The sequence below is a fragment of the Halomonas sp. A29 genome (assembly GCF_046723295.1).
Lineage (GTDB): Bacteria > Pseudomonadota > Gammaproteobacteria > Pseudomonadales > Halomonadaceae > Halomonas.
The window spans coordinates 33,969-58,664 of the sequence record NZ_JAXQPR010000010.1; the positions used below are offsets into that span (position 1 = coordinate 33,969).

The 24,696-nt window shown below is 63.8% G+C and carries 18 protein-coding genes; 10 read left to right on the forward strand and 8 right to left on the reverse strand.

What is annotated here, in order from left to right:
• Positions 1–58: 58 nt before the first annotated feature.
• Complete coding sequence (gene yegQ / locus SPH52_RS18410) at positions 59–1,474, reverse strand: tRNA 5-hydroxyuridine modification protein YegQ (protein ID WP_411796517.1); 1,416 nt, start codon at positions 1,472–1,474, stop codon at positions 59–61.
• A 335-nt stretch (positions 1,475–1,809) separates the two neighbouring features.
• Between yegQ and queC the strand changes: the two genes are divergently transcribed.
• The 4 genes from queC to SPH52_RS18430 are packed head-to-tail and all read left to right on the forward strand — an operon-like array spanning position 1,810 to position 4,371.
• Positions 1,810–2,574, forward strand: coding sequence for a 7-cyano-7-deazaguanine synthase QueC (queC, locus tag SPH52_RS18415; RefSeq protein ID WP_411796518.1), 765 nt, complete (start codon positions 1,810–1,812; stop codon positions 2,572–2,574).
• Positions 2,574–3,218: a 7-carboxy-7-deazaguanine synthase gene (gene queE / locus SPH52_RS18420; protein ID WP_411796519.1), complete on the forward strand. Its 645-nt coding sequence runs from the start codon at positions 2,574–2,576 to the stop codon at positions 3,216–3,218. The genes queC and queE overlap by 1 nt, the downstream gene beginning before the upstream one ends.
• Positions 3,218–4,063: a 6-carboxytetrahydropterin synthase gene (locus SPH52_RS18425; protein ID WP_411796520.1), complete on the forward strand. Its 846-nt coding sequence runs from the start codon at positions 3,218–3,220 to the stop codon at positions 4,061–4,063. Before queE ends, SPH52_RS18425 begins: the two co-directional genes overlap by 1 nt.
• On the forward strand, positions 4,060–4,371 hold the full coding sequence (locus tag SPH52_RS18430; protein ID WP_411796521.1) for a YkgJ family cysteine cluster protein: 312 nt from the start codon (positions 4,060–4,062) through the stop codon (positions 4,369–4,371). Before SPH52_RS18425 ends, SPH52_RS18430 begins: the two co-directional genes overlap by 4 nt.
• A 7-nt stretch (positions 4,372–4,378) precedes the next feature.
• On the opposite strand, the gene SPH52_RS18435 is transcribed toward SPH52_RS18430, so the two are convergent.
• From SPH52_RS18435 to SPH52_RS18445, 3 genes are read right to left on the reverse strand one after another with little or no spacing between them, the layout of a single operon-like run.
• Positions 4,379–8,314, reverse strand: a complete 3,936-nt coding sequence (locus SPH52_RS18435; protein WP_411796522.1) for an AAA family ATPase — start codon at positions 8,312–8,314, stop codon at positions 4,379–4,381.
• A 30-nt stretch (positions 8,315–8,344) separates the two neighbouring features.
• A complete protein-coding gene (locus tag SPH52_RS18440) occupies positions 8,345–8,980 on the reverse strand; it encodes a tRNA-(ms[2]io[6]A)-hydroxylase (protein ID WP_411796523.1) in 636 nt (211 codons plus the stop codon).
• 2 nt (positions 8,981–8,982) lie between these two features.
• Entirely contained in the window at positions 8,983–9,462 is a 480-nt protein-coding gene (locus SPH52_RS18445; protein WP_411796524.1) for a DUF1289 domain-containing protein, read from the reverse strand.
• 252 nt (positions 9,463–9,714) lie between these two features.
• Between SPH52_RS18445 and acnB the strand changes: the two genes are divergently transcribed.
• The 4 genes from acnB (at position 9,715) to SPH52_RS18465 (ending at position 15,895) form a co-directional block, all read left to right on the forward strand.
• A complete protein-coding gene (gene acnB, locus SPH52_RS18450; RefSeq protein WP_411796525.1) occupies positions 9,715–12,318 on the forward strand; it encodes a bifunctional aconitate hydratase 2/2-methylisocitrate dehydratase in 2,604 nt (867 codons plus the stop codon).
• 371 nt (positions 12,319–12,689) lie between these two features.
• Positions 12,690–13,298, forward strand: coding sequence for a porin family protein (locus tag SPH52_RS18455; protein ID WP_411796526.1), 609 nt, complete (start codon positions 12,690–12,692; stop codon positions 13,296–13,298).
• Positions 13,299–13,435: 137 nt separating this feature from the next.
• The gene (rraA, locus tag SPH52_RS18460) at positions 13,436–13,924 is read left to right on the forward strand and encodes a ribonuclease E activity regulator RraA (RefSeq protein WP_411796527.1); all 489 of its coding nucleotides are present in this window, start codon (positions 13,436–13,438) and stop codon (positions 13,922–13,924) included.
• Between the two features lie 99 nt (positions 13,925–14,023).
• Entirely contained in the window at positions 14,024–15,895 is a 1,872-nt protein-coding gene (locus tag SPH52_RS18465; protein ID WP_411796611.1) for a glycerophosphodiester phosphodiesterase family protein, read from the forward strand.
• 37 nt (positions 15,896–15,932) lie between these two features.
• Here SPH52_RS18465 and ggt read toward each other — a convergent pair whose 3' ends face one another.
• Positions 15,933–17,702 (reverse strand): gamma-glutamyltransferase, encoded by a 1,770-nt coding sequence (gene ggt, locus SPH52_RS18470; protein WP_411796528.1) that lies wholly within the window; start codon positions 17,700–17,702, stop codon positions 15,933–15,935.
• Between the two features lie 166 nt (positions 17,703–17,868).
• On the reverse strand, positions 17,869–20,241 hold the full coding sequence (gene ppsA / locus SPH52_RS18475; protein ID WP_411796529.1) for a phosphoenolpyruvate synthase: 2,373 nt from the start codon (positions 20,239–20,241) through the stop codon (positions 17,869–17,871).
• 276 nt (positions 20,242–20,517) lie between these two features.
• Between ppsA and SPH52_RS18480 the strand changes: the two genes are divergently transcribed.
• Positions 20,518–21,351, forward strand: coding sequence for a pyruvate, water dikinase regulatory protein (locus tag SPH52_RS18480; protein WP_411796612.1), 834 nt, complete (start codon positions 20,518–20,520; stop codon positions 21,349–21,351).
• A 19-nt stretch (positions 21,352–21,370) separates the two neighbouring features.
• Positions 21,371–22,153, forward strand: coding sequence for a DUF3750 domain-containing protein (locus tag SPH52_RS18485; RefSeq protein WP_411796530.1), 783 nt, complete (start codon positions 21,371–21,373; stop codon positions 22,151–22,153).
• A gap of 16 nt (positions 22,154–22,169) precedes the next feature.
• On the opposite strand, the gene SPH52_RS18490 is transcribed toward SPH52_RS18485, so the two are convergent.
• The gene (locus SPH52_RS18490) at positions 22,170–23,390 is read right to left on the reverse strand and encodes a CaiB/BaiF CoA transferase family protein (RefSeq protein WP_411796531.1); all 1,221 of its coding nucleotides are present in this window, start codon (positions 23,388–23,390) and stop codon (positions 22,170–22,172) included.
• A gap of 100 nt (positions 23,391–23,490) precedes the next feature.
• Complete coding sequence (locus SPH52_RS18495) at positions 23,491–24,672, reverse strand: acyl-CoA dehydrogenase (protein ID WP_411796532.1); 1,182 nt, start codon at positions 24,670–24,672, stop codon at positions 23,491–23,493.
• Positions 24,673–24,696: the final 24 nt, after the last annotated feature.

Below are 24,696 nucleotides of genomic sequence, written 5' to 3' on the forward strand. Positions count from 1 at the left end.
CGGCTTGCTGGCCGCCCTCTTTCCGTTGCTGACGCTACGTCTTGTCCTGTAGCGCTGATCAGCCCTTCAGATCGCGCATCAGCAGTGCGAACTCGATGCGCTCCGGCGCGATGGCCTCACCCGGTACCGGGATCCGCACCACATGACCCGAGCCCGGCGCGGCCTGCACCGATTCGCCGTGCTTGTTCTCGATGTGCTCGAGAGTGAAGCGACGGTTGCCGCCGGGCAACATCAGCTCCATGCCATCCCCCACCTCGAAGCGGTTCTTGACGTCGACTTCCAGCAGGCCGCGACCGGGATCGTAGCCGACGACTTCACCGACGAACTGCTGGTGCACACCGACCGAGTTGCCGCGCTCGTAGTTCTGGTACTCGTCGTGGACGTGGCGGCGATAGAAGCCTTCGGTATAACCGCGGTTGGCCAGGTTGTCGAGTTCGTCCATCAGGCGCATGTCGAACGGCCGTCCGGCCACCGCATCGTCGATGGCGCGGCGATAGACCTGGGCGGTGCGCGCCACGTAGTAGTGCGACTTGGTCCGCCCCTCGATCTTGAGCGACGTCACACCCATTTCGGTGAGCCTGGGAACGTGCTGCACCGCGCGCAGGTCCTTGGAGTTCATGATATAGGTGCCGTGCTCGTCCTCGAAGACCGGCATCAACTCGCCGGGGCGAGTGGCGTCCTCTATCAAGGCGGACAGTTCGTCCTGCCCTTCCACACCACCAGCCGTCGCCGTGCTGTAGGTGGTACTGCCGCCGCCCGAGGCAATCAGGCCACCTTGACCGGGCGTCCAGATACCACTGGCCGCATGGGCCGCCGCCGAGTTGGCCGGCACCAGGTCGCCGGTCTCATCCTGGGCCGCGGCCACGGTGTTGTACTGCCAGCGGCAGGCGTTGGTGCAGGTGCCCTGGTTGGGGTCACGGTGATTGAAATAGCCGGAGAGCAGGCAGCGCCCCGAATAGGCGATACACAGCGCGCCGTGGACGAAGGTCTCGATCTCGAGCTCGGGGCACTCGGCACGGATCTCGGCGATCTCCTCCAGCGACAGTTCCCGCGACAGGATGATGCGGCTGATACCCTGCTTGTACCAGAACTTTGCCGCGGCCCAGTTGACCACGTTGGACTGCACCGAGAGGTGGATCACCTGCTCGGGCCAGCGCTCACGGACCATCATGATCAAACCCGGGTCGGACATGATCAGCGCGTCGGGGCCGGCCTCGATCACCGGCTCCATGTCGCGCAGGTAGGTCTTGAGCTTGCTGTTGTGCGGCGCGATGTTGGAGGCCACGTAGAACTGCTTGCCCCGCTCGTGAGCGTAGGCGATGCCGCGGTGCAGATTGTCGATCTTGAAATCGTTGTTGCGCACACGCAGCGAATAGCGTGGCTGGCCGGCATAGACGGCATCGGCGCCATAGGCGAAGGCGTAACGCATGTTCTTGAACGTCCCCGCCGGGGAGAGCAGTTCGGGAGCTTTCATGTGAGGTCACCGTTGTCAGGACGATGGCGAGTCACTGCCTGAAAACTAGCTGCGCTCGGCCATACGGCGTTAAAAATCGACTCAAGGTACTCATTTACGTCCCGTAAACTCCGTCCTTTCGTCGATTTTTGCCTTGTCTGGCCTTCGCTCGCCGACTTTTCAGACAGCGCCTGGGCGCTGATATGGGGCTGGATTATAGCAGCACGAGTGCTTTGCCAGCACCACCAAGCCACGTGCACTTGTTTTTCCGCTCAAGTAGAATGACGCGCGCCGGACCGGATCCCGGCGCCCGCCCATAGACGGGAGTGATAAATTCTCCGACTCAGAGTCTCACTATGCCCAACGCTTCCTCCAACGCCACCGTGGTGATCTATTCCGGCGGCATGGATTCCTTTACCGTCCTGCACCGTGCCCTGCGCGAGGGGCGAGAGGTTCATACCCTCTCCTTCGACTATGGCCAGCGTCATGTCCGTGAGCTGGAGGTGGCCACCAGGGTCTGTCGTACGCTCGGCGTACCGCATCAGGTGGTCGACATCCGTACGATCCATGGCCTGATCGACAACTCGGCGCTTACCGATGCCAGCCGCGACATGCCGGAAGGCAACTATGGCGAGGAGAACCTCACCGCCACGGTAGTGCCCAACCGCAACATGGTGCTGCTGTCGCTGGCCATCGCCAAGGCTGTGAACATCGGCGCCGCACGAGTCGACTACGGCGCCCACGGCGGCGACCACGTGCTCTACCCCGATTGCCGCCCCGAGTTCGTCGAAGCCATGAACGGGGTGGCCGGTATCGCCAACTTCGAGCCGGTCGAGATCCATGCGCCTTACCTGCGCTCAAGCAAGGCCGAGATCCTTGCCGACGGCCTGGCCATGGGGCTCGATTATGCCGATACCTGGACCTGCTACCGCGGCGAGGCACTGGCCTGCGGTCGCTGCGGCAGCTGCCGCGAACGGCTGGCTGCCTTTGCCGCCAACGGCGTGGTCGATCCTCTTGGCTATTTACAGCGGCCCGATACCGCCGCCACACAGCGGCCCGATACCGCCGCCACACAGCGGCCCGATACCAGCGTCGGCGGCTCATCGAGAGGTGACGGCTGATGTATCACGTGAAAGAGGCGTTCTACTCGCTGCAGGGTGAAGGGGCCCGCGCCGGGCGCGCCAGCGTCTTCTGCCGCTTTTCCGGCTGCAATCTATGGTCGGGGCGCGAGATGGATCGGGCCAGCGCCGCCTGCCGCTTCTGCGACACCGACTTCATCGGCACCGATGGGCAGAACGGCGGACGCTTCGTCGATGCCGACGCGCTCGCCACGCACCTGAAAGCGCTATGGCCCAATCACGACGGTGCGGCCACGCCCTATGTGGTATTCACCGGCGGCGAACCACTGCTGCAGCTCGACGAGACACTGATCGACGCCATGCATTCGCATGGATTCGAAGTGGCGGTGGAAACCAACGGTACCCTGCCGGCTCCCGCCGGCATCGATTGGCTTTGTGTCAGCCCCAAGGCTGCCACCTCTCTTGCGCTGACGGCCGGCGACGAGCTCAAACTGGTCTACCCTCAGGCAGAGGCTCCCCCCGAGCGCTTCACCGATCTCGACTTCCGCCACTTCTTCCTGCAACCCCTGGACAGCGCGCCGCTCACTGACAACACCAATCACCTGGACAAGACCGTGGCCTATTGCCTGTCCCATCCACAGTGGCGGCTGTCGCTACAGACCCACAAGATCACGGGAATCGACTGATGACACTATTCGTCAATCGGCTGACCCAGCTCGATGCTTCGCTCTGGTGCCCTCAGCGCGGTTTGATCGGCGTCAGCTGGTTCGTCGATGCCGAACTCGACGGCGAACTCGGCGAGGACGGCATGCTGTTCGACTTCGGCCAGGTCAAGCCGTGGATCAAGTCACGCCTGGACGCCGGTGCCGATCATACGCTGCTGGTACCGACCCGTGCCCCCGGCATCAGCATCAGCGAATGCAGCGAGGGGATTTGCGTACGCACCTCTCTGCCCTACGCGATGGAAGTGCGTGCACCTCGCCAGGCCTTAACCTTGCTGCCCTGGCAGGAAATCACCCGCGAGCGGCTCGCCGACACTCTCGCGCGGGAATTGATGAAACGCCCGCCCCCCCGTATCAGCGACATACGCCTACGGCTGCGTGCAGAAGTCATCGAGGGTGCCGCCTTTACCTATAGCCATGGGCTCAAGCACCACGCCGGCAATTGCCAGCGCATCGCCCATGGTCATCGCTCACGCCTGCACGTGTGGCAACGCGGCGAACGCTGCCTTGCCCTGGAAGAACAGTGGACCGGCTACTTGAACGACCGCTACCTGGTCGACAAGAGCGATATCGTCAAGCAGGTCGAGCCCGAGATTCGACCCAGCCTGACCAGCCGCTACCGCGCCGAACAGGGCCGTTTTCAACTGCGCTTGCCACTGGAGCGCTGCATCGTGCTCGACACACCGACCACGATCGAGTACATCGCCGCCTGGTTGGCACGACAGATCGCAGAAGAGACGGGAAAACCCACCCGGGTGCAGGCGTTCGAGGGGATCGACAAGGGCGCGTTTGCCGAGGCCAGGCCGTGAGCACCGGCTGCGCGAGCCAACCGCACATCGCGGCACTGGGCGCTCCCGAGGAGCAAGGCTGTCGCCCCGGCTGCGGCGCCTGCTGCATTGCGCCTTCGATCAGTTCACCGATACCCGGCATGCCTCACGGCAAGCCGGCCGGGGTGCGCTGTGTGCAGCTCGACGCAAACAACCTTTGCCGCCTATTCGGCAATGAACGCCGGCCCGCGGTGTGCGAGCGATTCGGCTTCGACCGCGAACTGTGCGGGGTGAACCGCACCGAGGCATTGCAGCGAATCGCCTTCCTCGAGTGCGGCACCTCGACCTGAGCCAGGTTCAACCGTTGCCGACGGCTATGCGTCCTGCCGCATTGCTCGACTGAGGCAGTTGGCGGTCAAGCAGGGTACGCCAGCGAATCAATACCGGCGCATCGCTGTGGCTCACGCTGTCGAGCAGGCTTCGGAACTGCTCGCGCATGTCTTCATCATGGTTGTCGACCAGCGTCAACCATGCCTCCAGCGCACCCAACTCCTGATGGCGGTTTTCGTGCAGGCGCGCGCACTCAAGCGCCTGTTCCACCAACAGCCGTACCTCATTCGCCGGGCGGCCGAGGCGGTGGCGCACACGGGCGAGCTGAACTGCCAGCTCAGAGACGAACAGGGTGCTGCGCTCGCGAGCGATCATCAAGCACTGGTCAAGGTAATCCTCGGCCCGCGGGAGCTCGTCCAGCGCCAGGCAGGCGTCGCTGTACCACAGCGTGGGGCGGTGATAGCGATCACGGCCGGTTATCTCACCAAGCTCCTCCTGCGCCAGCTCCATCATCGGCAGGCCATCACGATCGCCGGATAGCGCCCGACGCCAGCCAAGAATACCCTGGGCCGATACTTGCCAGAGGTGCAGGTCGGGAGTCTCGGTCAGGGCTACGGCCTGCTCGGCGCGGCGCGCCGCCAGGTGCACATGGCCGAGCTGCCGGTAGAGCGCAGCGGCAAACAGCAGCGCCATGGCCAGCGAGCCGGGATGACCGATCCGCTCGGCCAGGCGAATCGCTGCCTCGACCTGCTGCTCGGCACGTCGGTAGTCGCCGCGCAGGCAGATCGCCCAACCCTGGAAACAGGCCGCGGCCACCTGGGGATGTTCGGAGAAAGGCAGCCACTCGATCATCATCGGCTGCTCCAGCGGCGCAATCTCGTCGAGATGCTCATACGCCTGCCGGATACGACCCGCCCAGTACTCGCAGTTGGCGCGGGCATAGTCGGCCAGGCGCTGGTAACGCGGGTCCTCGAGTCGGCCGGCAATGTTGGCCAGGTTGGCGGCAAGCGAGAAGGCGTCGGCATGGGCATGGCGCTGGCTGCAGCCAACCCACAGCCCCCACTTGACCAGGAAGGCCTGCTCCAGGTCTTCGGAGTCCTCGGCATGACAGCCTTCGTGCTGCACCAGTAACTCACGGGCCCGTACGAAGCTTTCGTGTGCGGTCGGCGAGCCATGCCCCTCGAGAGCGAAGGCGGCCTGGCCGCGGACGGTCAGCAGGCTGATCTCGCGCTCCGCCTGATTCTCGACGTGACGCAGGCTGGCCAGGCCGAAGTCGGCCATCTTCAGCGCGGTGCGGTTGGCGCTGACCTTGAGTGCCTCACGCGCCGCCAGCTCGAAGTAGCGTGCTCCGCGGGCATAGTGACCGCTGCGCCGCAGGTGGGTGGCGAAGTCGCCCGGGTGGCGACCGATCCACATCGGGAAGCGCTCCTCGATGAGACTCACCACCTGACGATGGATACGCACCCGCACGTCGCGCGGACAGGAAAGGTAAGCGGCTTCCTGCAGCAGCTGATGGCTGAACTGATATTCGCGACAGCCCCCCTCGCCTCCGGCGGGCTCGATGATCTCGAGCCGGCGCATCTGCTCCAGGGCCCGGTTGAGCTGAGTCATGTCCCAGCCGCTGCACTCGACCAGGAAATCGAGGCGGAAGCGACGCCCCAGCACCGCGGCAACGTGCGCCACCTCGCGGTCACCGTCGAGCTGATCGATACGCCCGGCCAGCAGTCCCAGTAGCCCGCGCGGCAATTCGTCGAGATGGACGCTACGCCCCTCCCGGCGATCCATCTCCAGGCGTCGGCAGATCTCCTGCATGTAGAGCGGCACGCCATCGCAGCGTTCGATGATCTGTCCACGCAGGCGTGGGCTGAGATGCAATCGGTAGCGCCTGGCCAGTTGCGAAAGCAGGCGTGACGACTGCATGGCATCGAGATGGCTGAGCGTCACCTGCTGGTCCCAGTGCAGGCGCGTGGGCAGGGCCTCGCGTCCATGGTGACTGGCGACCAGGAGGAAGGCGCAGTTGATCGGCAAACGTGCCTGCAAACCGGCCAATACGCGGAACGAGGGTTCGTCGAGCCACTGCAGGTCGTCGATCATCAAAACCTGGGTACGCTCGACAGCCTGCCGCTCGATGGCCCGGCACAGCAGCAGCACGACCAGATCCACCGCCTCGCCGCTCTTCGCCAATTGCGCCACTTCCGGCGACTCCCTGACTCCCAGCGCCTCTTCCAGCAAACCCAGCTGTTCCGGGCTCAGCTTGAGTTCGCATTGGCTGATCAGACCCTCGAGCCCGGCCTTGTCGAACTTGCCATCGAGCCGCCAGCGCAGCAGCGTGCGAGCTACGCCATAGGGCTCCAGTACCGACAGGCGGGTGGTGGGCTGCCAGCAGATGGCCGCGTCACGGCTGAGTTCGAGCTGGCGGAAGCCGACCATCAGCGCCGACTTGCCCATGCCTGAAGCGCCACGCACCAGCACACTCTGGCGCAGGCCGATGCCGGCACGCGCCAGGGCATCGCGCAGCACGCGCAGCGACGCTTCACGCCCCACCAGGCTCGGCGGCATGGCATCACGACCGCCTTCGTTGTGGCCCAGCACCAGAGCACGCAGCCTCACGCGACCGTCACTCGCCACCAGTCGCGAGGAAAGACGCGGCTGCAGGTCCAGCGCCGGCGGCATGTGCTGGCTTGCCTCTTGGGAGATGACCAGCTCACTGCCCTCGGCGGCGGACATCAGGTCCAGTGCACCTTGGGTCACCTGACCCAGCGGGTCGACCAGTTGGCGCTCGGGCAGGTAGACGACGCGGCCACTGTTGAGGCCAGCCGCCAGTTCAATGCGTGGCGCCTCGCCTTCGCCGCTCCAATGGCGCGCCACCTCGTCGGGCAGCACACGCCGACAGTGTTCATAGAGCGCCACCAGTTCGGCTAGCTGATGCGCCGGACCATGAGTGCCGAAGCAGGCCAAACCCAGGCCACCGGTCGCCCCGGGCAGCCAGAAGCCTCCCAGGTGATGACACTGCTGCTCCAGCCAGCGCATCAGTTCGATCTGCAGTGCCAGGCAGGCACGGGTCTCGTCGCGGGCAGAAAAATCGCCTTTCACTCGTAGGCGGATCGCCATCACCGAGAGCTGCCGCTGTTCGATCTCGTCCTCACGCAGCGGCGAACTTCCGGCCGCCAGCGTGCGCGAGAAGGCGCCCTGCGGCGACAGGCTCTGCAGATCGGGGTTGCCGTCCGACCAATGACGCGCCAACTGCAGGAAATTGGGTTCGGGCTGCTGGCCGGAGAGTGCCAGCAGTTGCAGGTAGGCGTTGTACTGCTCATGGGCAGCCGCCAGCTGACCCTGCTCGGCAAGCTGACGCACCAGGCGCTCGTGGAAAGGCCCATAGCCGGAGAAACGACTGACCAAGGTCTGCAACAGCGTGTCGGGCACATCGTCGTTGCGCTCGAGCACGCCCTCGGCAAAGCGGATCACCCGCTGGCGCCACTCATTGCGCAGCTGTACCAGCCAGCGCTGGAATTCCGTGCATGCCGGTAGCTGCAGTTCCTCTACCAGATCGCCTCGATAGCGCCGCAGCAACTGGTCGAGAGTCGCAACATCCTGCGCGCCTTCGAGCAACTGCTGAAGTTCGTGCAGGTCGAAGCGCCAGCCCTCGGGCCGACGGAAGGCAATGGTCTGACGTGACACGACCAGCACGCGCTCGGCCTCCTCGCCCAGCGATTGGCGCAGGCAATGGAGGGCATGGCGCAGGTTGGTGCGTCCCGAGGAGAGGCCCTGGTCGGGCCACAGCAGCTCGGCCAGGCTGGCCCGGTTGACCGGCTGTTGGTGCAACAGGAGATAGACCAGCAGCGCCTTGACCTTGTCATAGCTGAACTGGGTCAGTACATCATCACCCAGTGCCAGCGAGAACTGGCCGAACAACGCCAGGTGATCACACTCACTGTTATGCACGATAACTGAAGCGTCCTGCATGACGGAACCCTGCATGGCAAAGTGGCGGTATCAAGCCGGCACGCCACTATGGAAACGAAACGCCGTGTCCGGCGTGACTATTAGTTGTGCTTCGCATTCGGCAAAGAAATCCACTCGCTTGTCAATGGGATCCGACGAAAGATACCGAGCCAGCATGAGGTAATCTTCGTAGTGCCTGCCCTCGGACTTGACCAGCGAGCGATAGAATCGGGCCAGCTCTGGATCGAGGTGAGGGATCAGCCTGGCGAAACGTTCGCAGCTTCTCGCCTCGATGTAGGCCCCTATGATGAGAATATCGACCAGTCGCTCCGGTTCTTGAGGACGAACGTGCCGACGTAGACCTTCGGCGTAGCGGGAAGCGCTGATATGGCGGTATTCGATGCCCCTCGCTTCCATCAGCTTGACCACCTGCTCGAAATGCAGCAGCTCCTCGCGGGCAAGCTGCGACATCTTGGTCATCAGCAGCGGCTGGTCAACATAGCGATAGAGCAGGCTCATGGCGGTCGAGGCGGCTTTCTTCTCACACTGGGCGTGGTCGATCAGCAGCAGTTCGGGATTGTCCAGCGCCCACTCGACCCAGGCATCCGGCGTGGGGCAGGCGAGGAAGGCGAGCAGGCCCTGCGGCAGCTCGACGTCATGGTGGGTCGCTTCGAGGGTCTCGGACATTTTCAGGCTCGGCATTCTGGATCGGGCAGGCAACGATGGGGAGTCTGCGTCGGGTTTATGCGGCGACGCTCGTTCGCCTCATCCAGCAGTTGCTCGCTGAGGCGTGCGTGCAGCTCGGCAGCACTGAGCCCGGCGACGCTCTGCTGCGGCACCAGGCCATAGCGATGCAGCTCGCGGATTCGATCGCGGCCGACCCGCAGCAGTTCCACCGCCCGCGACAGGGGCGGCTGCTCGGGACGAAAGCGAATGCGATATCGCTTGAGCTGGGCTTCCAGGCAGGCTTCGTCCGCCACGTGCAGGAAACGTCCGGCGACCCGCTCGCGCAAGGCATCCAGCTCCGCAATACGCCTATCACGCTGCGTGGCGGTCAAGGCCATCCACCCCACGATCTCGTCGTCCGTTCGCTGGCAGCCCCGGCACACCGGATCACCCAGCGTCGTCGAGCAGAGCCCCACGCAGGGCGAGGCGACACGTGCGCACATCCCACTCTCCCGTTGGTCATTCGGCCAATGGTAACGCGCCCTGCCTTGGGTGGCACCCTGTAGTTCAGCAAACATCGCGACGACCAAAGTCTAGGCCCCGCCTCAACGGGCCAACTTAACATTGTCGACAGTTTCCCGTAGAATCGCGCCACCCAGTGACTACGGTTGTTTTTCCCGCCAAGGCAGTTATTTCGCCGATGTTCATCGCCGTACCGAACTGCTTTGGGCAATACACCAGATGAGGGCCCCAACGTGCTTGAAGCCTATCGCCAACATGTCGAAGAACGCGCCGCCGAGGGCGTCCCGCCGAAGCCCCTGAATGCCGAACAGGTTTCTGCGCTGGTCGAACTGCTGAAGAATCCGCCGGCCGGCGAAGAGGAGTTCATTCTCGACCTGCTGACCAATCGCGTTCCGCCGGGTGTCGACGAGGCCGCCTACGTCAAGGCCGGCTTCCTGACAGCCATCGCCAAGGGCGAGGCACAGTCCCCACTGGTCGACAAGACCCATGCCGTCAAGCTGCTGGGTACCATGCAGGGCGGCTACAACATCGCTACCCTGGTCGAGCTGCTGGATGACAGCGAGCTGGCCAAGGAAGTCGGCGAGCAGCTCAAGCACACCCTGCTGATGTTCGATGCCTTCCATGACGTGGAAGAGCGTGCCAAGGCCGGCAATGCCGTGGCCAAGGATGTCATGCAGTCCTGGGCCGAGGCCGAGTGGTTCCTGTCCAAGCCGGCACTGGCCGACAAGATCACCCTCACCGTCTTCAAGGTGCCGGGCGAAACCAACACCGACGACCTCTCCCCCGCTCCGGACGCCTGGTCGCGCCCCGACATTCCGCTGCATGCCAACGCCATGCTCAAGAACGAGCGTGAAGGCATCGTGCCCGAAGTACCGGGCACCACCGGCCCGCTCAAGCAGATCGAGGAAGTGAAGGCCAAGGGCTTCCCGGTTGCCTACGTCGGCGACGTGGTCGGTACCGGTTCTTCGCGCAAGTCGGCCACCAACTCGGTGCTGTGGTTCTTTGGTGACGACATTCCCAATGTGCCCAACAAGCGTGCAGGCGGCTTCTGCTTCGGCGGCAAGATCGCCCCGATCTTCTTCAACACCATGGAAGATGCCGGCGCCCTGCCGGTCGAGATGGACGTCTCCAATCTCGAAATGGGCGACGTGATCGACGTCTACCCCTACGAAGGCAAGGTGTGCAAGCATGGCACCGATGAGGTGGTCTCCACCTTCGAACTCAAGACCCAGGTGATCCTCGATGAGGTGCGCGCTGGTGGTCGTATCCCGCTGATCATCGGCCGCGGCCTGACCGGCAAGGCACGCCAGTCACTGGGCCTGCCCCAGTCAGACGTGTTCCGCCTGCCCGAGCAGCCCAAGGACACCGGCAAGGGTTTCACCCTGGCCCAGAAGATGGTCGGCAAGGCCTGCGGCATGGAGGGCGTGCGCCCGGGCATGTACTGCGAGCCGAAGATGAGCACCGTGGGCTCCCAGGACACCACCGGCCCGATGACCCGCGACGAGCTCAAGGACCTCGCCTGCCTCGGCTTCCAGGCCGACCTGGTCATGCAGTCGTTCTGTCATACCGCGGCCTATCCGAAGCCGGTCGACGTGGAAACCCACCACACCCTGCCCGACTTCATCATGAACCGCGGCGGCGTCTCCCTGCGTCCGGGCGACGGCATCATCCACAGCTGGCTGAACCGCATGCTGCTACCCGACACCGTCGGCACCGGCGGCGACTCGCACACCCGCTTCCCGCTGGGTATCTCCTTCCCGGCAGGCTCCGGTCTGGTGGCTTTCGCTGCCGCCACCGGTGTCATGCCGCTGGACATGCCGGAGTCGGTGCTGGTGCGCTTCAAGGGCAAGCGTCAGCCTGGCGTCACCCTGCGTGACCTGGTCCATGCCATCCCCTACTACGCCATCAAGCAGGGCCTGCTGACCGTCGCCAAGGCCGGCAAGAAGAACGCTTTCTCGGGTCGCGTGCTTGAGATCGAAGGTCTTGAGGATCTCACCGTCGAGCAGGCCTTCGAACTCTCCGACGCCTCCGCCGAGCGCTCCGCCGCAGGTTGTACCATCACCCTGTCCGAGGAGAGCGTTGCCGAGTACCTGAACTCCAACATCACCCTGCTCAAGTGGATGATCGCCAATGGCTACGGCGACCGCCGCACCATCGAGCGCCGCATTCAGGGCATGGAGGAGTGGCTGGCCAACCCCAGTCTGATGCGCGCCGACAAGGACGCCGAGTACGCCGAGGTGATCGAGATCGACCTGGCAGAGCTCAAGGAGCCGGTACTCTGCGCGCCGAACGACCCGGACGACGCCCGCCTGCTCTCCGAAGTGGCTGGCGAGAAGATCGACGAGGTGTTCATCGGTTCGTGCATGACCAACATCGGCCACTTCCGCGCCGCCGGCAAGTTGCTAGAGAAGCAGCCGGCCGGTAGCCTGAAGACCCGCCTGTGGCTGGCACCGCCGACCAAGATGGATCAGCACCAGCTGACCGAAGAGGGTTATTACGGCATCTACGGCCGCGCCGGCGCGCGCATGGAGATGCCGGGCTGCTCGCTGTGCATGGGTAACCAGGCCCGCGTTGCCGCCAAGAGCACCGTGGTTTCCACCTCTACTCGCAACTTCCCCAATCGCCTGGGCGATGGCGCCAACGTCTATCTGGCGTCAGCGGAATTAGCGGCGGTGGCCGCGGTGGAAGGTCGTCTGCCGAGCGTCGAGGAATACCAGCGTTACATGGGAGAATTCGACGCCATGGCCGGCGAGATCTATCGTTACATGAACTTCCATGAAATCGAGGAGTATCAGAACGCTGCTTCCAACGTGATTCCGATCGCTCAGGAAGCCTGATATCCCAGGTTCTGATAGAATCAAGTTCGACTCCGATGCTCGCAACATCGATAGTGCCTCTGCCAGGCACCTGAGCCGATGAACGAAGCGCCCCACTGGGGCGCTTTTTTTGTGCCTGCCCCATTCTGGCCGTTGCCCTCTTCGTTGCCGCCTCGCTACGTTATTTTACTCAGCCCGCCTTGAGAGCGACTGACCCCGAGTCTAAGTTTAGAAAGCCTACATGCGTTCGGTTCGGTTCGGTTCGGTCGGTATCGGCTGCGCATGACAAGAAAGAGGGATTTCAAGGCTGGCCTTTCCAGTAAGCCAACTTGCCGCGCGCAAGGCTGCAAGTTGCCGGACAAGGCCCAAGGGACTTTTCAAGGAGTCAGAACATGTCAACCAGAACGCTCCTCACCACAGCCATTGCATCCGCTTCGCTACTCGTTGCCGCCGGGGTTCAGGCACAAGCCGGCCAACCCCATGAGCGGTATGCCTACCTGGGCCTCGGCATCGGGTTCAGCTCACTGGAGAACGACCGCGAGGACGTGGACAACTTCATCGAAAGCGGGGGCCGCAACTTCAGCATCGACGACGATGACAACGTCTGGAAGGGTTTTGCCGGTTACCAGTTCAACCGTTACCTGGCCGCGGAGATATTCTATGCCGACCTGGGGCGTGTACGTCTGCGCGGCACCGACGGCGCAAGCACCAACCTGGAATCCAACGCCTACGGCGCCAGCCTGGTCGGCCAGTTGCCGATCACGACCTGGTTCATGCCATTTGCCAAGATCGGCGCTGCCAATTGGGAGACGGAAGTGAAAGGCAACCTGGGTGACTCCGAACTCGACCTGCAGGACAATGACGGCTTCGATCCGGTCTACGGCCTTGGCGCCCAGTTCAACTTCAATCCGGTGCTGATTCGCGCCGAGTACGAGCGCTACGATTTCGACAGCGACTACACCATCGATACCTTTACCGCTTCGGTAGGGCTTCGTTTCTAGTTCAGTTTTCCTGCCCCTGCTTCAAGTTGCCGACACCGGGTCCCACCCGGTGTCGGCCGGCCTGCGACGAATCGACGAGGGCCGGGCCGAACGAACCATGGCATCATCCCGACCATCCCCTCAGCAAGGAGCTTCCGATGAGCGCAATCATCACGCCTGACATTTGCGATGCCCACCCGGACGTGCAGGTACTCGACCCGATCTTCGTCAGCTTCGGCGGTCGTGAGGCGTTCTGCGGGCCAGTGCGCACCATCAAGTGCTTCGAGGATAATTCCCTGGTCAAGCAGGCCGTCAGCGAGCCTGGTGAAGGCTCTGTCCTGGTGGTCGATGCCGGCGGCTCCCATCGCTGCGCCATGCTCGGCGACATACTGGCGGAACAGGCCGTGGACAACGGCTGGTCGGGTGTCGTCATGTATGGCTGCGTACGCGATGTCGATATCCTTGCCGAGACCGATCTTGGCGTCCAGGCGCTCGGTGCGCACCCGCGCAGAAGCGAGAAGCGCGGCGAGGGGAGCCGCGACATACCGGTCACCTTCGCCGGCGTTACCCTGCGCCCGGGCCAGTGGCTCTATGCCGACAACAACGGCATCGTGGTGGCCGAAGAACGGCTGCCTCTCGACACTTGAGCCCTCCTAGCGCTCACTGACATCTCCGTGGTACTTGCCCATCAGGCGGCTGCAGTGCCACGCTAATGTCATGGACCTTCATCGTGAGACTACATGTCGATGACGTCACTAGGCGTGGATGTGCTGCGCAGCCTGCGAGAGCACCTGCGTCCGCTGGTGGCGTATCATCTCTTCTTCACTCTGCTGGCCTCGAGTCTGCTGCTGCCGACCGTGGCCTGGACCCTGACCGCCCTGCTCAGGCGCTTCGACCGTCCTGTGGTCACCAATGCGGCGTTGCTCGACCTGTTGCTCAGTCCAGGCGGAATACTGTGGCTTCTGGCGGCCATAGGACTGACCTTCCTGGTTCTCTACCTGCAGCAGGCCGGCATGATCCTGGTGGCGGTCAAACGTCGCGACAACCATTATCAGTTGGCGTTCATCGCCCTGTGGCAGATCCTGCGTCGGCTACCCGCCCTGGCCGGACTGGTCGTTCTGCAGGTAGGTGCACACCTGCTGCTGCTGCTGCCCGTCGTGCTGCTGCTAGGCTGGCTCTACGAACTGATCATCGGCGGCCTCGACCCTTACTACGTGCTGCGCATGCGTCCGCCAGCGCTATGGCACTTCTTGGCGACCGCTGCGCCGCTGGTCCTGGCCTGGGCCTTGATTGCCGCATGGCTCTACGTGCGCTGGATCCTCGCGCTGCCGGTGGTCACGCTGGAGAACCTTTCAGCGTTTGCCGCCCTCAGGCGCAGCCGAGAGTTGACCCGTGGCCACCGGGGCAGGGTCGCTCTGGTGGTGATTTCCGTCCTGCTGGTCATCGTTGCTCTGCCCTTCCTGGCCAGCACGCTCTTCGACCGTGTCTTCACCCCCATGCTGTGGTGGCTACCGGAGCGCAATGCGGTTCTGATTCCCGCCATGCTGGCCTACGTGACCGGCTATGTGCTGGCAACACTTGCCATCACCTTCATTGGTATCGCGGCGAACGCCCTGCTCTCGGCCTGTCTATACTTGCGCCTGGCCCATCGCGAACCACGCCCTGCTCCGCCGCCACCCGGTGCGCATCCGGGCCGGCTCGCCTGGGGCGTCGAACTTGCCGTGCTGCTGTTCGCACTGGCCCAGGCCTGGTGGATCGTCAACAGCTTCGAGCTGCGCGACGACGTCACCATCATCGCGCATCGCGGCAGCTCGATGGCCGCCCCCGAGAACACACTGTCGGCAATCAGGCAGGCCAACGAGGATCGCGCCCACTACGTGGAGATCGACGTGCGGCTGACGGCCGATGGCGAGGTGGTGCTCTATCATGACCGCAGCCTCCGACGACTGACCGGCGACCCGCGCAACTTACAGGACATGACCCTGGAAGAGCTACGCGACTTCGATGTCGGTAGCTGGTTCGGCGATGCCTTCATCGGTGAGCGCATTCCCACTCTCGGCGAGGCCTTCGCCGCGGTACGCGGTAAAAGTGCCCTGATGATCGACATGAAGCCGGACCCGGGAGCGGAAGTCGAGCTGGTAGAGGCCGTGCTTGACGCGCTACAGCGCGAAACCGAAGCAAGACGTGAGTGCCTGGCCCGGGTGACACCGGCACAGGCCGCCCGCTGCGGCAGCCCAGACGTCAAGGGTGAAACGCGCCTGGCGGTGATGTCGGCTAATGTGCTGGATATGGTCAAGGAGCGTGAGCCGGAGCTGCGAGTCACGCTGCTGGCCCAACTGGTGATGCCGGGAACTCTCGATCGACGCAGTTTCGACGCCCTTGGGCTGCGCCACAACCGTATCACCGACAACGAGATCCGGCTGGCTCGTGAGCTGGGTTACGAGGTGCACGCCTGGACGGTGAACGACCGGGCGCGCATGTCACAGATGATCGACCTTGGCGTGGATGCCATCATCACCGATTACCCGGATCGCCTCGCCGAACTCATTCGCGACCGCCGCGAACTGAGTGACGGGGCGATTCTGCTGGTGAAACTGCGCAACTGGCTACGCCGCTGACCGTGGCGCCCTGGCGGGCGCCACACGAACAGGCTGGCTAGTCGCCCATCACCACACCTTCACGACGCGGATCGGCGCCGCCGAAGAACCCCTCTGCGGTACGCTGGATCGCCTGCAGCCCGCTCACCAGCTCGCGCTCGCTGGCCTCGTGGCCGAGTTCGTTGAGCGCCTCGAGCGTCTCAGCCGGGAAACGTCCCTGCTCGAGGTAGGCCGGTCCTCCGAGCGTGATGGCGTGAGGCAGGTTGAGCGCCTCTTGCGCATCCAGCCCCCAGTCGAGCATGGCTACCAGAGCCTTGGCGGTATAGTGGATGATGGCAGCACCACCCGGCGAGCCGAGGCTGGCCACCAGCTCGTCACTCTCCCGGTCGAAAACCAGCGTCGGGCTCATGCTCGAACGCGGCCGCTTGCCAGCCTCGACGCGGTTGGCAATCGGTGAGCCGTCGGCATCAAGCGGCCGGAACGAGAAGTCGGTAAGTTCGTTGTTCAGCAGATACCCGCCAGCCAGACCGGTACCGCCGTCGGCCAGGATACGTGAACCGAAAGCGGCCTCGATGGTGGTGGTCATGGCGACGGCATTGCCCTCCTCATCGATGATGCTGATGTGGCTGGTGCCATATTCTGGCTGGTTGGGCTGAATCGCCCAGGCCGTTTCCACTTCGCCGGGATTACCTGGCTCGGCGCCGTCGGGACCCACGCTTTGCTCTCCGATCAGCCTGGCACGCTCGGCCAAGTACCCTTCGTCGAGCATGCTGTTCCAGTCACCGCCGGGAGGGTTGACGAAATCAGGGTCGGCGATGAACTTGTCGCGATCGGCGAAAGCCAGCCGCGACGCTTCAAGGAAACGGTGCAGCCATTCGGTACCGGGCAGGTCTTCTTCCATCGGCTCGTCGAGCGCCGGCAGCTGCTCCAGGATGCCAAGGATCTGCATGATGGTGAGATGCCCCGAGGACGGCGGCGGGAAACCGCAGATTCGGTAATCCTGCCAGTCGGTACACAGCGGATCGCGCGCCTTTGCCACGTAGGTGGCCATGTCCTCCAGGCTGATCGCCCCGGGGCGCCCGGGGTGGCCCTGCACTCGCTGGACGAGATCAGCGGCGATCGAGCCGGTGTGCAATGCCTTGCTGCCGTGTTCGGCAATCTCGCTCAGGACCGCGGCGAGCGCTGGATTCTGCAGACGATGCCCCTGAGGCAGCGGCTCGCCCTCCTCGGTGTAATAGAACTGGCTGGCAAGCGGGTCGTCACGCAGTCTCTCCTCGGCGGCGAGGCTGGTGTGCAGCCTCGGGCTGACCTCGAAGCCCTCCTCAGCCAGGGTAATGGCAGGTGCAAACAGATCCGCCCAGGGTAGCTTGCCATGCTTTTCGTGGGCCATCTCCAGCATGCGTACGGTTCCGGGTACGCCGACCGAAAGACCACTGGCCGCCGCGTCCATGAACTCGAGAGGCTCGCCCCCGCCATTGAGGAACAACGACTCGCTGGCGGCACGGGGGGCGACTTCACGTCCGTCGTAGGCCTTCACCTCGCTGCCATCGTAGTGCATCAGGAAAGCACCACCGCCAATGCCGCTCGACTGGGGCTCCACCAAGGTGAGGACCATCTGCACGGCGATGGCGGCATCCACTGCCGAGCCTCCGGCCTTCAGCACCTGGTAGCCGGCGTCGGTGGCCAGCGGATTGGCTGCCGCCACGGCAAAGCGTTCAGTGGCCCAGCCTGGCTTTTCGTTGTAGCCGGATGCGGCTTCCGGCTCGATGGCCGGGGCTTCGTATTGAAAGGCAACCTCGGCACTCCCCAGCAACGGCGTGCCCAGCATGCAAACTGAAGTAACGGTAACTAACCAGCATCGACGAAAAGAAACTGATTGGGTATCCATGAGCGAGCCCCTAGGTAACTCCATGTAAGAGGTGTACAGCATAGGCGAAAAAAAGCCCGATTGACGACTCTCAATCGGGCTCAGATTGTAACTCTAGGAAAAATTTCTAGGAGAGCGTCTCACCCGCCAGCATGAACCAGGTTTCCAATACCGCATCGGGATTGAGCGAGACGGAATCGATGCCCTGCTCCATGAGCCATTTGGCGAGATCAGGATGGTCGGACGGCCCTTGGCCACAGATGCCGACATACTTGCCCTTGGCCTTGCAGGCCTGGATCGCCATGCTCAGCAGCTTGAGCACCGCCGGGTTACGCTCGTCGAACAGGTGCGCCACGATGCCCGAATCACGATCCAGGCCCAGCGTTAGTTGGGTCAAGTCGTTGGAACCGATGGAGAAACCGTCAAAGTGCTCGAGGAACTCCTCGGCCAGCAGCGCGTTGGCCGGCAGCTCGCACATCATGATCACCTTGAGTCCGTTGTCACCACGCTTGAGCCCATTGGCGGCCATCAGCTCGACAACCTCGCGGGCCTCTTCGGTGGTGCGTACGAACGGCACCATGATCTCGATATTGTCGAGCCCCATCTCGTCGCGTACGCGCTTGAGCGCCTGGCATTCCAGTTCGAAGCAGGGGCGGAAGGCATCGGAGATGTAACGCGAGGCACCGCGGAAGCCCAGCATCGGGTTCTCTTCGCCCGGCTCGTAGAGCTTGCCACCGATCAGGTTCTCGTATTCGTTCGACTTGAAGTCGGAAAGTCGCACGATCACCCGCTGCGGGTGGAATGCTGCCGCCAGAGTAGAAATGCCCTCAACCAGTTTGTCGACGTAGAAGTCCACGGGGCTGGCGTAGCCGGCGGTGCGCAGGTTGATGGTCTGCTGCAGGTCCAGCGGCAGGGTGTCGTACTCCAGCAGCGCCTTGGGGTGCACGCCGATCATGCGGTTGATGATGAACTCCAGGCGCGCCAGACCGATACCGGCATGCGGCAGGCTGGCGAAGCTGAAGGCGCGATCCGGGTTGCCGACGTTCATCATGATCTTGAACGGGATCTCGGGCATCGAGTCAACGCTGGTGACACGACGGTCATAGTCCAGCAGCCCTTCGTAGACGTGACCGGTATCGCCTTCGGCACAGGAAACCGTAACGTCGCGGCCGTCCTCGAGGATCTCGGTGGCGTCGCCGCAGCCCACCACGGCAGGTATGCCCAGCTCGCGGGCGATGATCGCCGCATGGCAGGTGCGCCCACCGCGATTGGTCACGATCGCCGAGGCGCGCTTCATGATCGGCTCCCAGTCGGGATCGGTCATGTCGGTCACCAGCACGTCGCCGGCATTGACCTTATCCATCTCTTCCGGCGTGAACACGAGCTTCACCGCCCCGCGGCCGATGCGCTGGCCGATGGCCCGGCCACTGACCAGGGTGCGTCCCTTCTCCTTGAGGTGGAAGCGCTCGAGCTTGCCGCCCTCCTGCTGAGACACCACGGTCTCCGGGCGGGCCTGGACGATGTAGAGTTCACCGTCGTCGCCATCCAGAGCCCATTCGATATCCATGGGACGTCCATAGTGCTGTTCGATGGTCACCGCCTGGCGTGCCAGGGCCATGACCTGATCGTCATCGATACAGAAACGAGCGCGGTCCTGCAGCGGTACGTCGACCGTATCGACCGACTTGCCGGCACTGGCATCATTGCTGTAGATCATCTTGATCAGCTTCGAGCCCAGGTTGCGGCGCAGCACCGCCGGCCGGCCGGCGGCCAGGGTCGGCTTGTGCACGTAGAACTCATCGGGGTTGACCGAGCCCTGTACCACTGTCTCTCCCAGGCCCCAGGAGGCAGTAACGAACACCGCGTCGCGGTAGCCCGATTCGGTATCGAGGGTGAACATCACGCCCGACGCGCCGGTCTCGGAGCGCACCATCTTCTGCACACCCGCCGACAGGGCCACGTTCTCGTGGGCATAGCCGCGATGCACGCGATAGGAGATGGCGCGGTCGTTGAACAGCGAAGCGAACACTTCGTGCACGGCCCGCTTGATATTGTCGAAACCCTCGATGTTGAGGAAGGTTTCCTGCTGCCCGGCGAAGGAGGCGTCGGGCAGGTCCTCGGCGGTGGCTGAGCTGCGTACCGCCGCCTTGAGGTTCGGGTGCTGGCTGAGCAATTGTTCGTAGGCGCTGCGCAGATGCTCCTCGAAGGCCGGCGGCAGCGGGGTATCGATCACCCACTGGCGAATCTCGGCACCCACGCGGGAAAGCTCGGTGACGTCATCCACGTCGAGCCGCGACAGCGCCTTGTTGATCCGTTCGTTGAGGCCTTCATGTGCGAGGAATTCGCGGTAGGCATGGGCGGTGGTAGCAAAACCGCCAGGGACGGTGACGCCGGCTCCCGAAAGGTTGGAGATCATCTCGCCGAGCGAGGCGTTCTTGCCGCCTACACGTTCCACATCATCCATGCCGAGCTGATCGAACCACAGGATGTAGTCTTCCACGTAACCCCCTTATGTTCGTTGCCCAGGTTTTTCCGTAACGGTTTTTCCGCAACCTGGCCTTCAGGCGAAAAGCGCAATGCTGCCCACCTTAAACGCAAGCGGCCATATTCGCCATTGGTCTAACATCGAAGTCAGTGGAGGTTTTTTACAACAATGGGCCGATTTCCGCACTTTCTGTAGTCGGGAACAGCCCCGGGGAGCAAGAACCACGCCTTGCCGTCGACGGCAAGAGCCCTGACAATGGCACTTCCACCTGCAAAGGACTCCGCCGCCGCCATGCCCCGCACCGCTTTCTTCATCTCCGACGGGACCGGCATCACCGCCGAAAGCCTGGGTCGCAGCCTGCTTGCTCAGTTCGAGAACGTCGAGCTGCGCATGCTCACCAAGCCCTATATCGATACCATCGAGAAGGCGCGCACCCTGGTCGAGATCATCACGGGTACCGCGGCGCGCGATGGCGAGGAGCCGATCATCATCGACACCATCGTCGACGAAGCCATCCGTGAGGTGATTCGCAGCGCGCCCGGCTTCAAGATCGACATCTTCTCGACCTTCCTCAAGCCGCTGGAAAAGGAGCTCGGCACGCACTCGAGCTATACCGTGGGCCGCACTCACTCCATCGGCCAGGACGAGGTCTACATGGACCGCATCCACTCGGTGCACTTCGCCCTGGACAACGACGATGGCGCCCGCACCCACCAGTACGACCAGGCCGACGTGATCCTGGTGGGCGTGTCGCGCTGCGGCAAGACACCGACATCGCTCTACCTCGCCCTGCAGTTCGGAATCCGCGCCGCCAACTATCCCCTCACCGAGGACGATCTCGACGAGGACGGCAGCCTCAAGCTGCCGCGGGTCCTTGCCCAACACCGCCACAAGCTGTTCGGGCTGACCATCGACCCCCGCCGGCTGGCCGCCATTCGCCATGAACGACGCCCCAACAGCCGCTACAGCTCACTGGATCAATGCGTCCAGGAAGTGGAGCAGGCCGAAGGGCTCTACCGCCAGATGCATGTCCCCTATATCGACACCACACGCTTCTCGATCGAGGAAATCTCCACCCGCATGATCGCCGAGACGGGGCTGACGCGGCGCTTCTCGCCGCGTTGAGCGGGAGAGAACCTCACCCATGCTCAAGCTGCTCGTCGGTGTGTTGATCCTGCTGTCGCTGCTGGCCGGCGGGCCGCTCTACATGTGGGGTTTTGGCGGCATCGACACACGCGGTGACTGGCGCAGCGCCGATCGCAGCAGCCTGGGGCTGGCCCCCGATCCGAGCCAGACCCACCAGGCGGTGGTCCAGGTCTATTCGGCCCGAGCCTTCAACTGGCGCGGCATCTTTGCCGTGCACGCCTGGGTGGCAACGAAACCGGAGGGCGCCGCGCACTATACCGTGCACCAGGTCACCGGTTGGGGGCGCCCTGCTCTCACTTCGCGCATCGGCGGCCCCGACCGCGCCTGGTTCGGAAGCGCACCTACGCTGCATGCCACTTTTTGCGGCAGCAAAGCCGAACGGGCCATCGAACGCATCGAGGCGCTGCTGCCCGAATATCCCTATCGCGACCACTACCGTGCCTGGCCTGGCCCCAACAGCAACACCTTCGTGGCCTGGTTGATACGCGAAGTACCGGAGCTGGATGTGGCGCTGCCTTCCAGCGCCATCGGCAAGGACTACCTGGGCGACAGCGTGCTGGCACGCACTCCCAGCGGCACGGGCATGCAGGTTTCGCTAGGCGGTGTGCTGGGCGCCGCCGTCGGGCTGCGAGAAGGGGTCGAGCTCAATCTCGCCGGTCTGGTGCTCGGCATCGACCCGACCGCACTCGGTATCAAGCTCCCGGGCATCGGCACCCTGGGGCTGCTTGCTCCTGCCTACGGCCGGTCACAGGGAGAGTGTCCACCCATGGCAGCCGGCTAAGCGGCTCGCCCACGGGCTAGCGAATGATGCCCTCGCGGCGCAGTCGCTGGATGTCTTCGGCGGTCAGACCCATCTCGGTGAGGATCGCATCGCTGTCCTGGCCCAGCCGTGGTGGTGCCATCTCGCTCATGGCGGGCTGGCTGTCGAAGCGCAGCGGGCAGGCCACCTGGGGCACCTCGAGCTCGCCGCGCTTGAGCGTGCGCCGCATGCCGCGGTGCTTCACCTGGGGGTCGTCGAAGACTTCCGCGATGGTATTGATCGGCCCGGCGGGAATGCCGCGCGCCTCCAGTTCGGCCAGCCATTCATCACGCTGGCGAGTCATGAAGATCGCCTGGATCAGGGGCACCAATACGTCACGGTTGCCTACGCGGGCGGAATTGGTGGCATAGCCGGGATCGTCGACCCATTCGGGATGGCCCAGCAGTTCGGCCAAGCGCGTGAACTGGCTGTCGTTGCCGACGGTCAGCACCAGGTGCCCATCGGCACAGGCAAAGGCCTGGTAGGGCACGATGTTGGGATGGGCATTGCCGTGGCGTTCGGGCGAGACACCGCTGACCAAAGCGTTGAGGGCCTGGTTGGCCAGTGCCGCTACCTGAACGTCGAGCAGTGCCACATCTACATGACGCCCCACTCCGGTACGTTCGCGCTCATGCAGAGCCGAGAGCACGCCGATAGTGGCGTAGAGTCCGGTCATCACGTCAGTAATGGCTACGCCGGTTTTCATCGGCATGCCATCCGGCTCGCCGCCGATGCTCATCAGCCCGCCCATGGCCTGGATCATGAAATCGTAGCCGGCGCGGTGCGCGTAGGGGCCATCCTGGCCAAAGCCAGTGATGGAGCAACCGATCAGCTTGGGATTGAGGGCCTTGAGACTGGCGTAGTCGAGGCCGTACTTGGCCAGGCCGCCAACCTTGAAGTTCTCGAGCACGATGTCGGCACCCTCGGCGAGCTGGCGAATCAGCGCCTGGCCCCGCTCGCTTGCCACGTCCACTGCCAGCGACTGCTTGCCGCGGTTGGCGCACAGGAAATAGGCCGCCACCCGCTCGAGACCGTCACTCCCTGCCCCCAGGTCTTCGTCAAGCCACGGCGGACCCCAGCCACGGGTGTCGTCGCCGCGCTCGGGGTGCTCGATCTTGATCACGCGCGCCCCGAGGTCGGCGAGCAATTGGCCAGCCCAGGGGCCGGCCAGCACGCGCGACATGTCGAGCACCGTGATACCTTCCAGCGGACCGCTCATCCTGACTCCTTGCACTCCCGTCGCTGCTGCGTCGTCAAGCCCATCTCATAAACTTCCCCCGCCGCTCCTCGCCAGAGGTAGCATTGGGGTCTTGGCAAAGTTAGTTGGCAAAGGCCTGAATGCCGGTCTGCGCCCGACCCAGAATCAGCGCATGCACGTCATGGGTACCCTCGTAGGTATTGACCGCCTCGAGGTTCATCATGTGGCGAATCACATGGTACTCGTCGGCAATGCCGTTACCACCATGCATGTCGCGGGCGACGCGGGCGATATCCAGCGCCTTGCCACAGTTGTTGCGCTTGATCAGCGAGATCGCTTCCGGCACCAGTTGCCCCGCATCGATCATGCGGCCCACTCGCAGCGCCGCCTGCAGCCCCAGGGCGATCTCGGTTTGCATATCGGCGAGCTTCTTCTGGATCAGCTGGTTGGCGGCCAGCGGACGACCGAACTGCTTGCGGTCCAGGGTGTACTGGCGGGCGGCATGCCAGCACGCCTCGGCGGCGCCCATGCTGCCCCAGGCAATACCGAAGCGGGCGCGGTTGAGACACGAGAACGGCCCCTTCAGTCCGGTGACACCGGGCAGGCGCTGCTCATCGGAAACTTCCACGTCCTGAATGGCGATCTGGCCGGTAATGGAGGCGCGCAGGCTGAACTTGCCGTCGATCTTGGGCGCGGAAAGCCCCGCCATGCCCTTCTCGAGGATGAAGCCACGGACCACACCCTCCTCGTCCCTGGCCCAGACCACGAAGACATCGGCAATCGGCGAGTTGGTGATCCAGGTCTTGGTGCCGTTGAGGCGCCAGCCGCTGTCGGTGCGCACGGCACGGGTGGACATGCTGCCCGGGTCGGAGCCGTGGTCGGGCTCGGTGAGCCCGAACGCTCCCACCCACTCGCCGGTGGCCAGCTTGGGCAGGTACTTCTCGCGCTGGGCCTCGCTGCCGAAAGCGTGAATGGGGTACATCACCAGGCTCGACTGCACGCTCATGGCACTGCGGTAGCCAGAATCGACGCGCTCCACCTCGCGGGCGATCAGGCCGTAGCTGACGTAGTTCATACCGGCACAGCCATAGCCGTCGATGGTTGCACCCAGCAGACCCAACTCGCCCATCTCATTCATGATTTCGCGGTCGAAGCGCTCATGGCGATTGGCCTCGAGCACGCGCGGCATCAGCTTGTCCTGGCAGTAGTCGTGAGCGGTCTGCAGGACCATGCGCTCATCTTCGTCGAGTTGGTCGATCAGGCGGAACGGGTCTTCCCAGGTAACGGAAGTGATCTGGCTCATGGCGGCTCTCCTGAAAAATTTCTA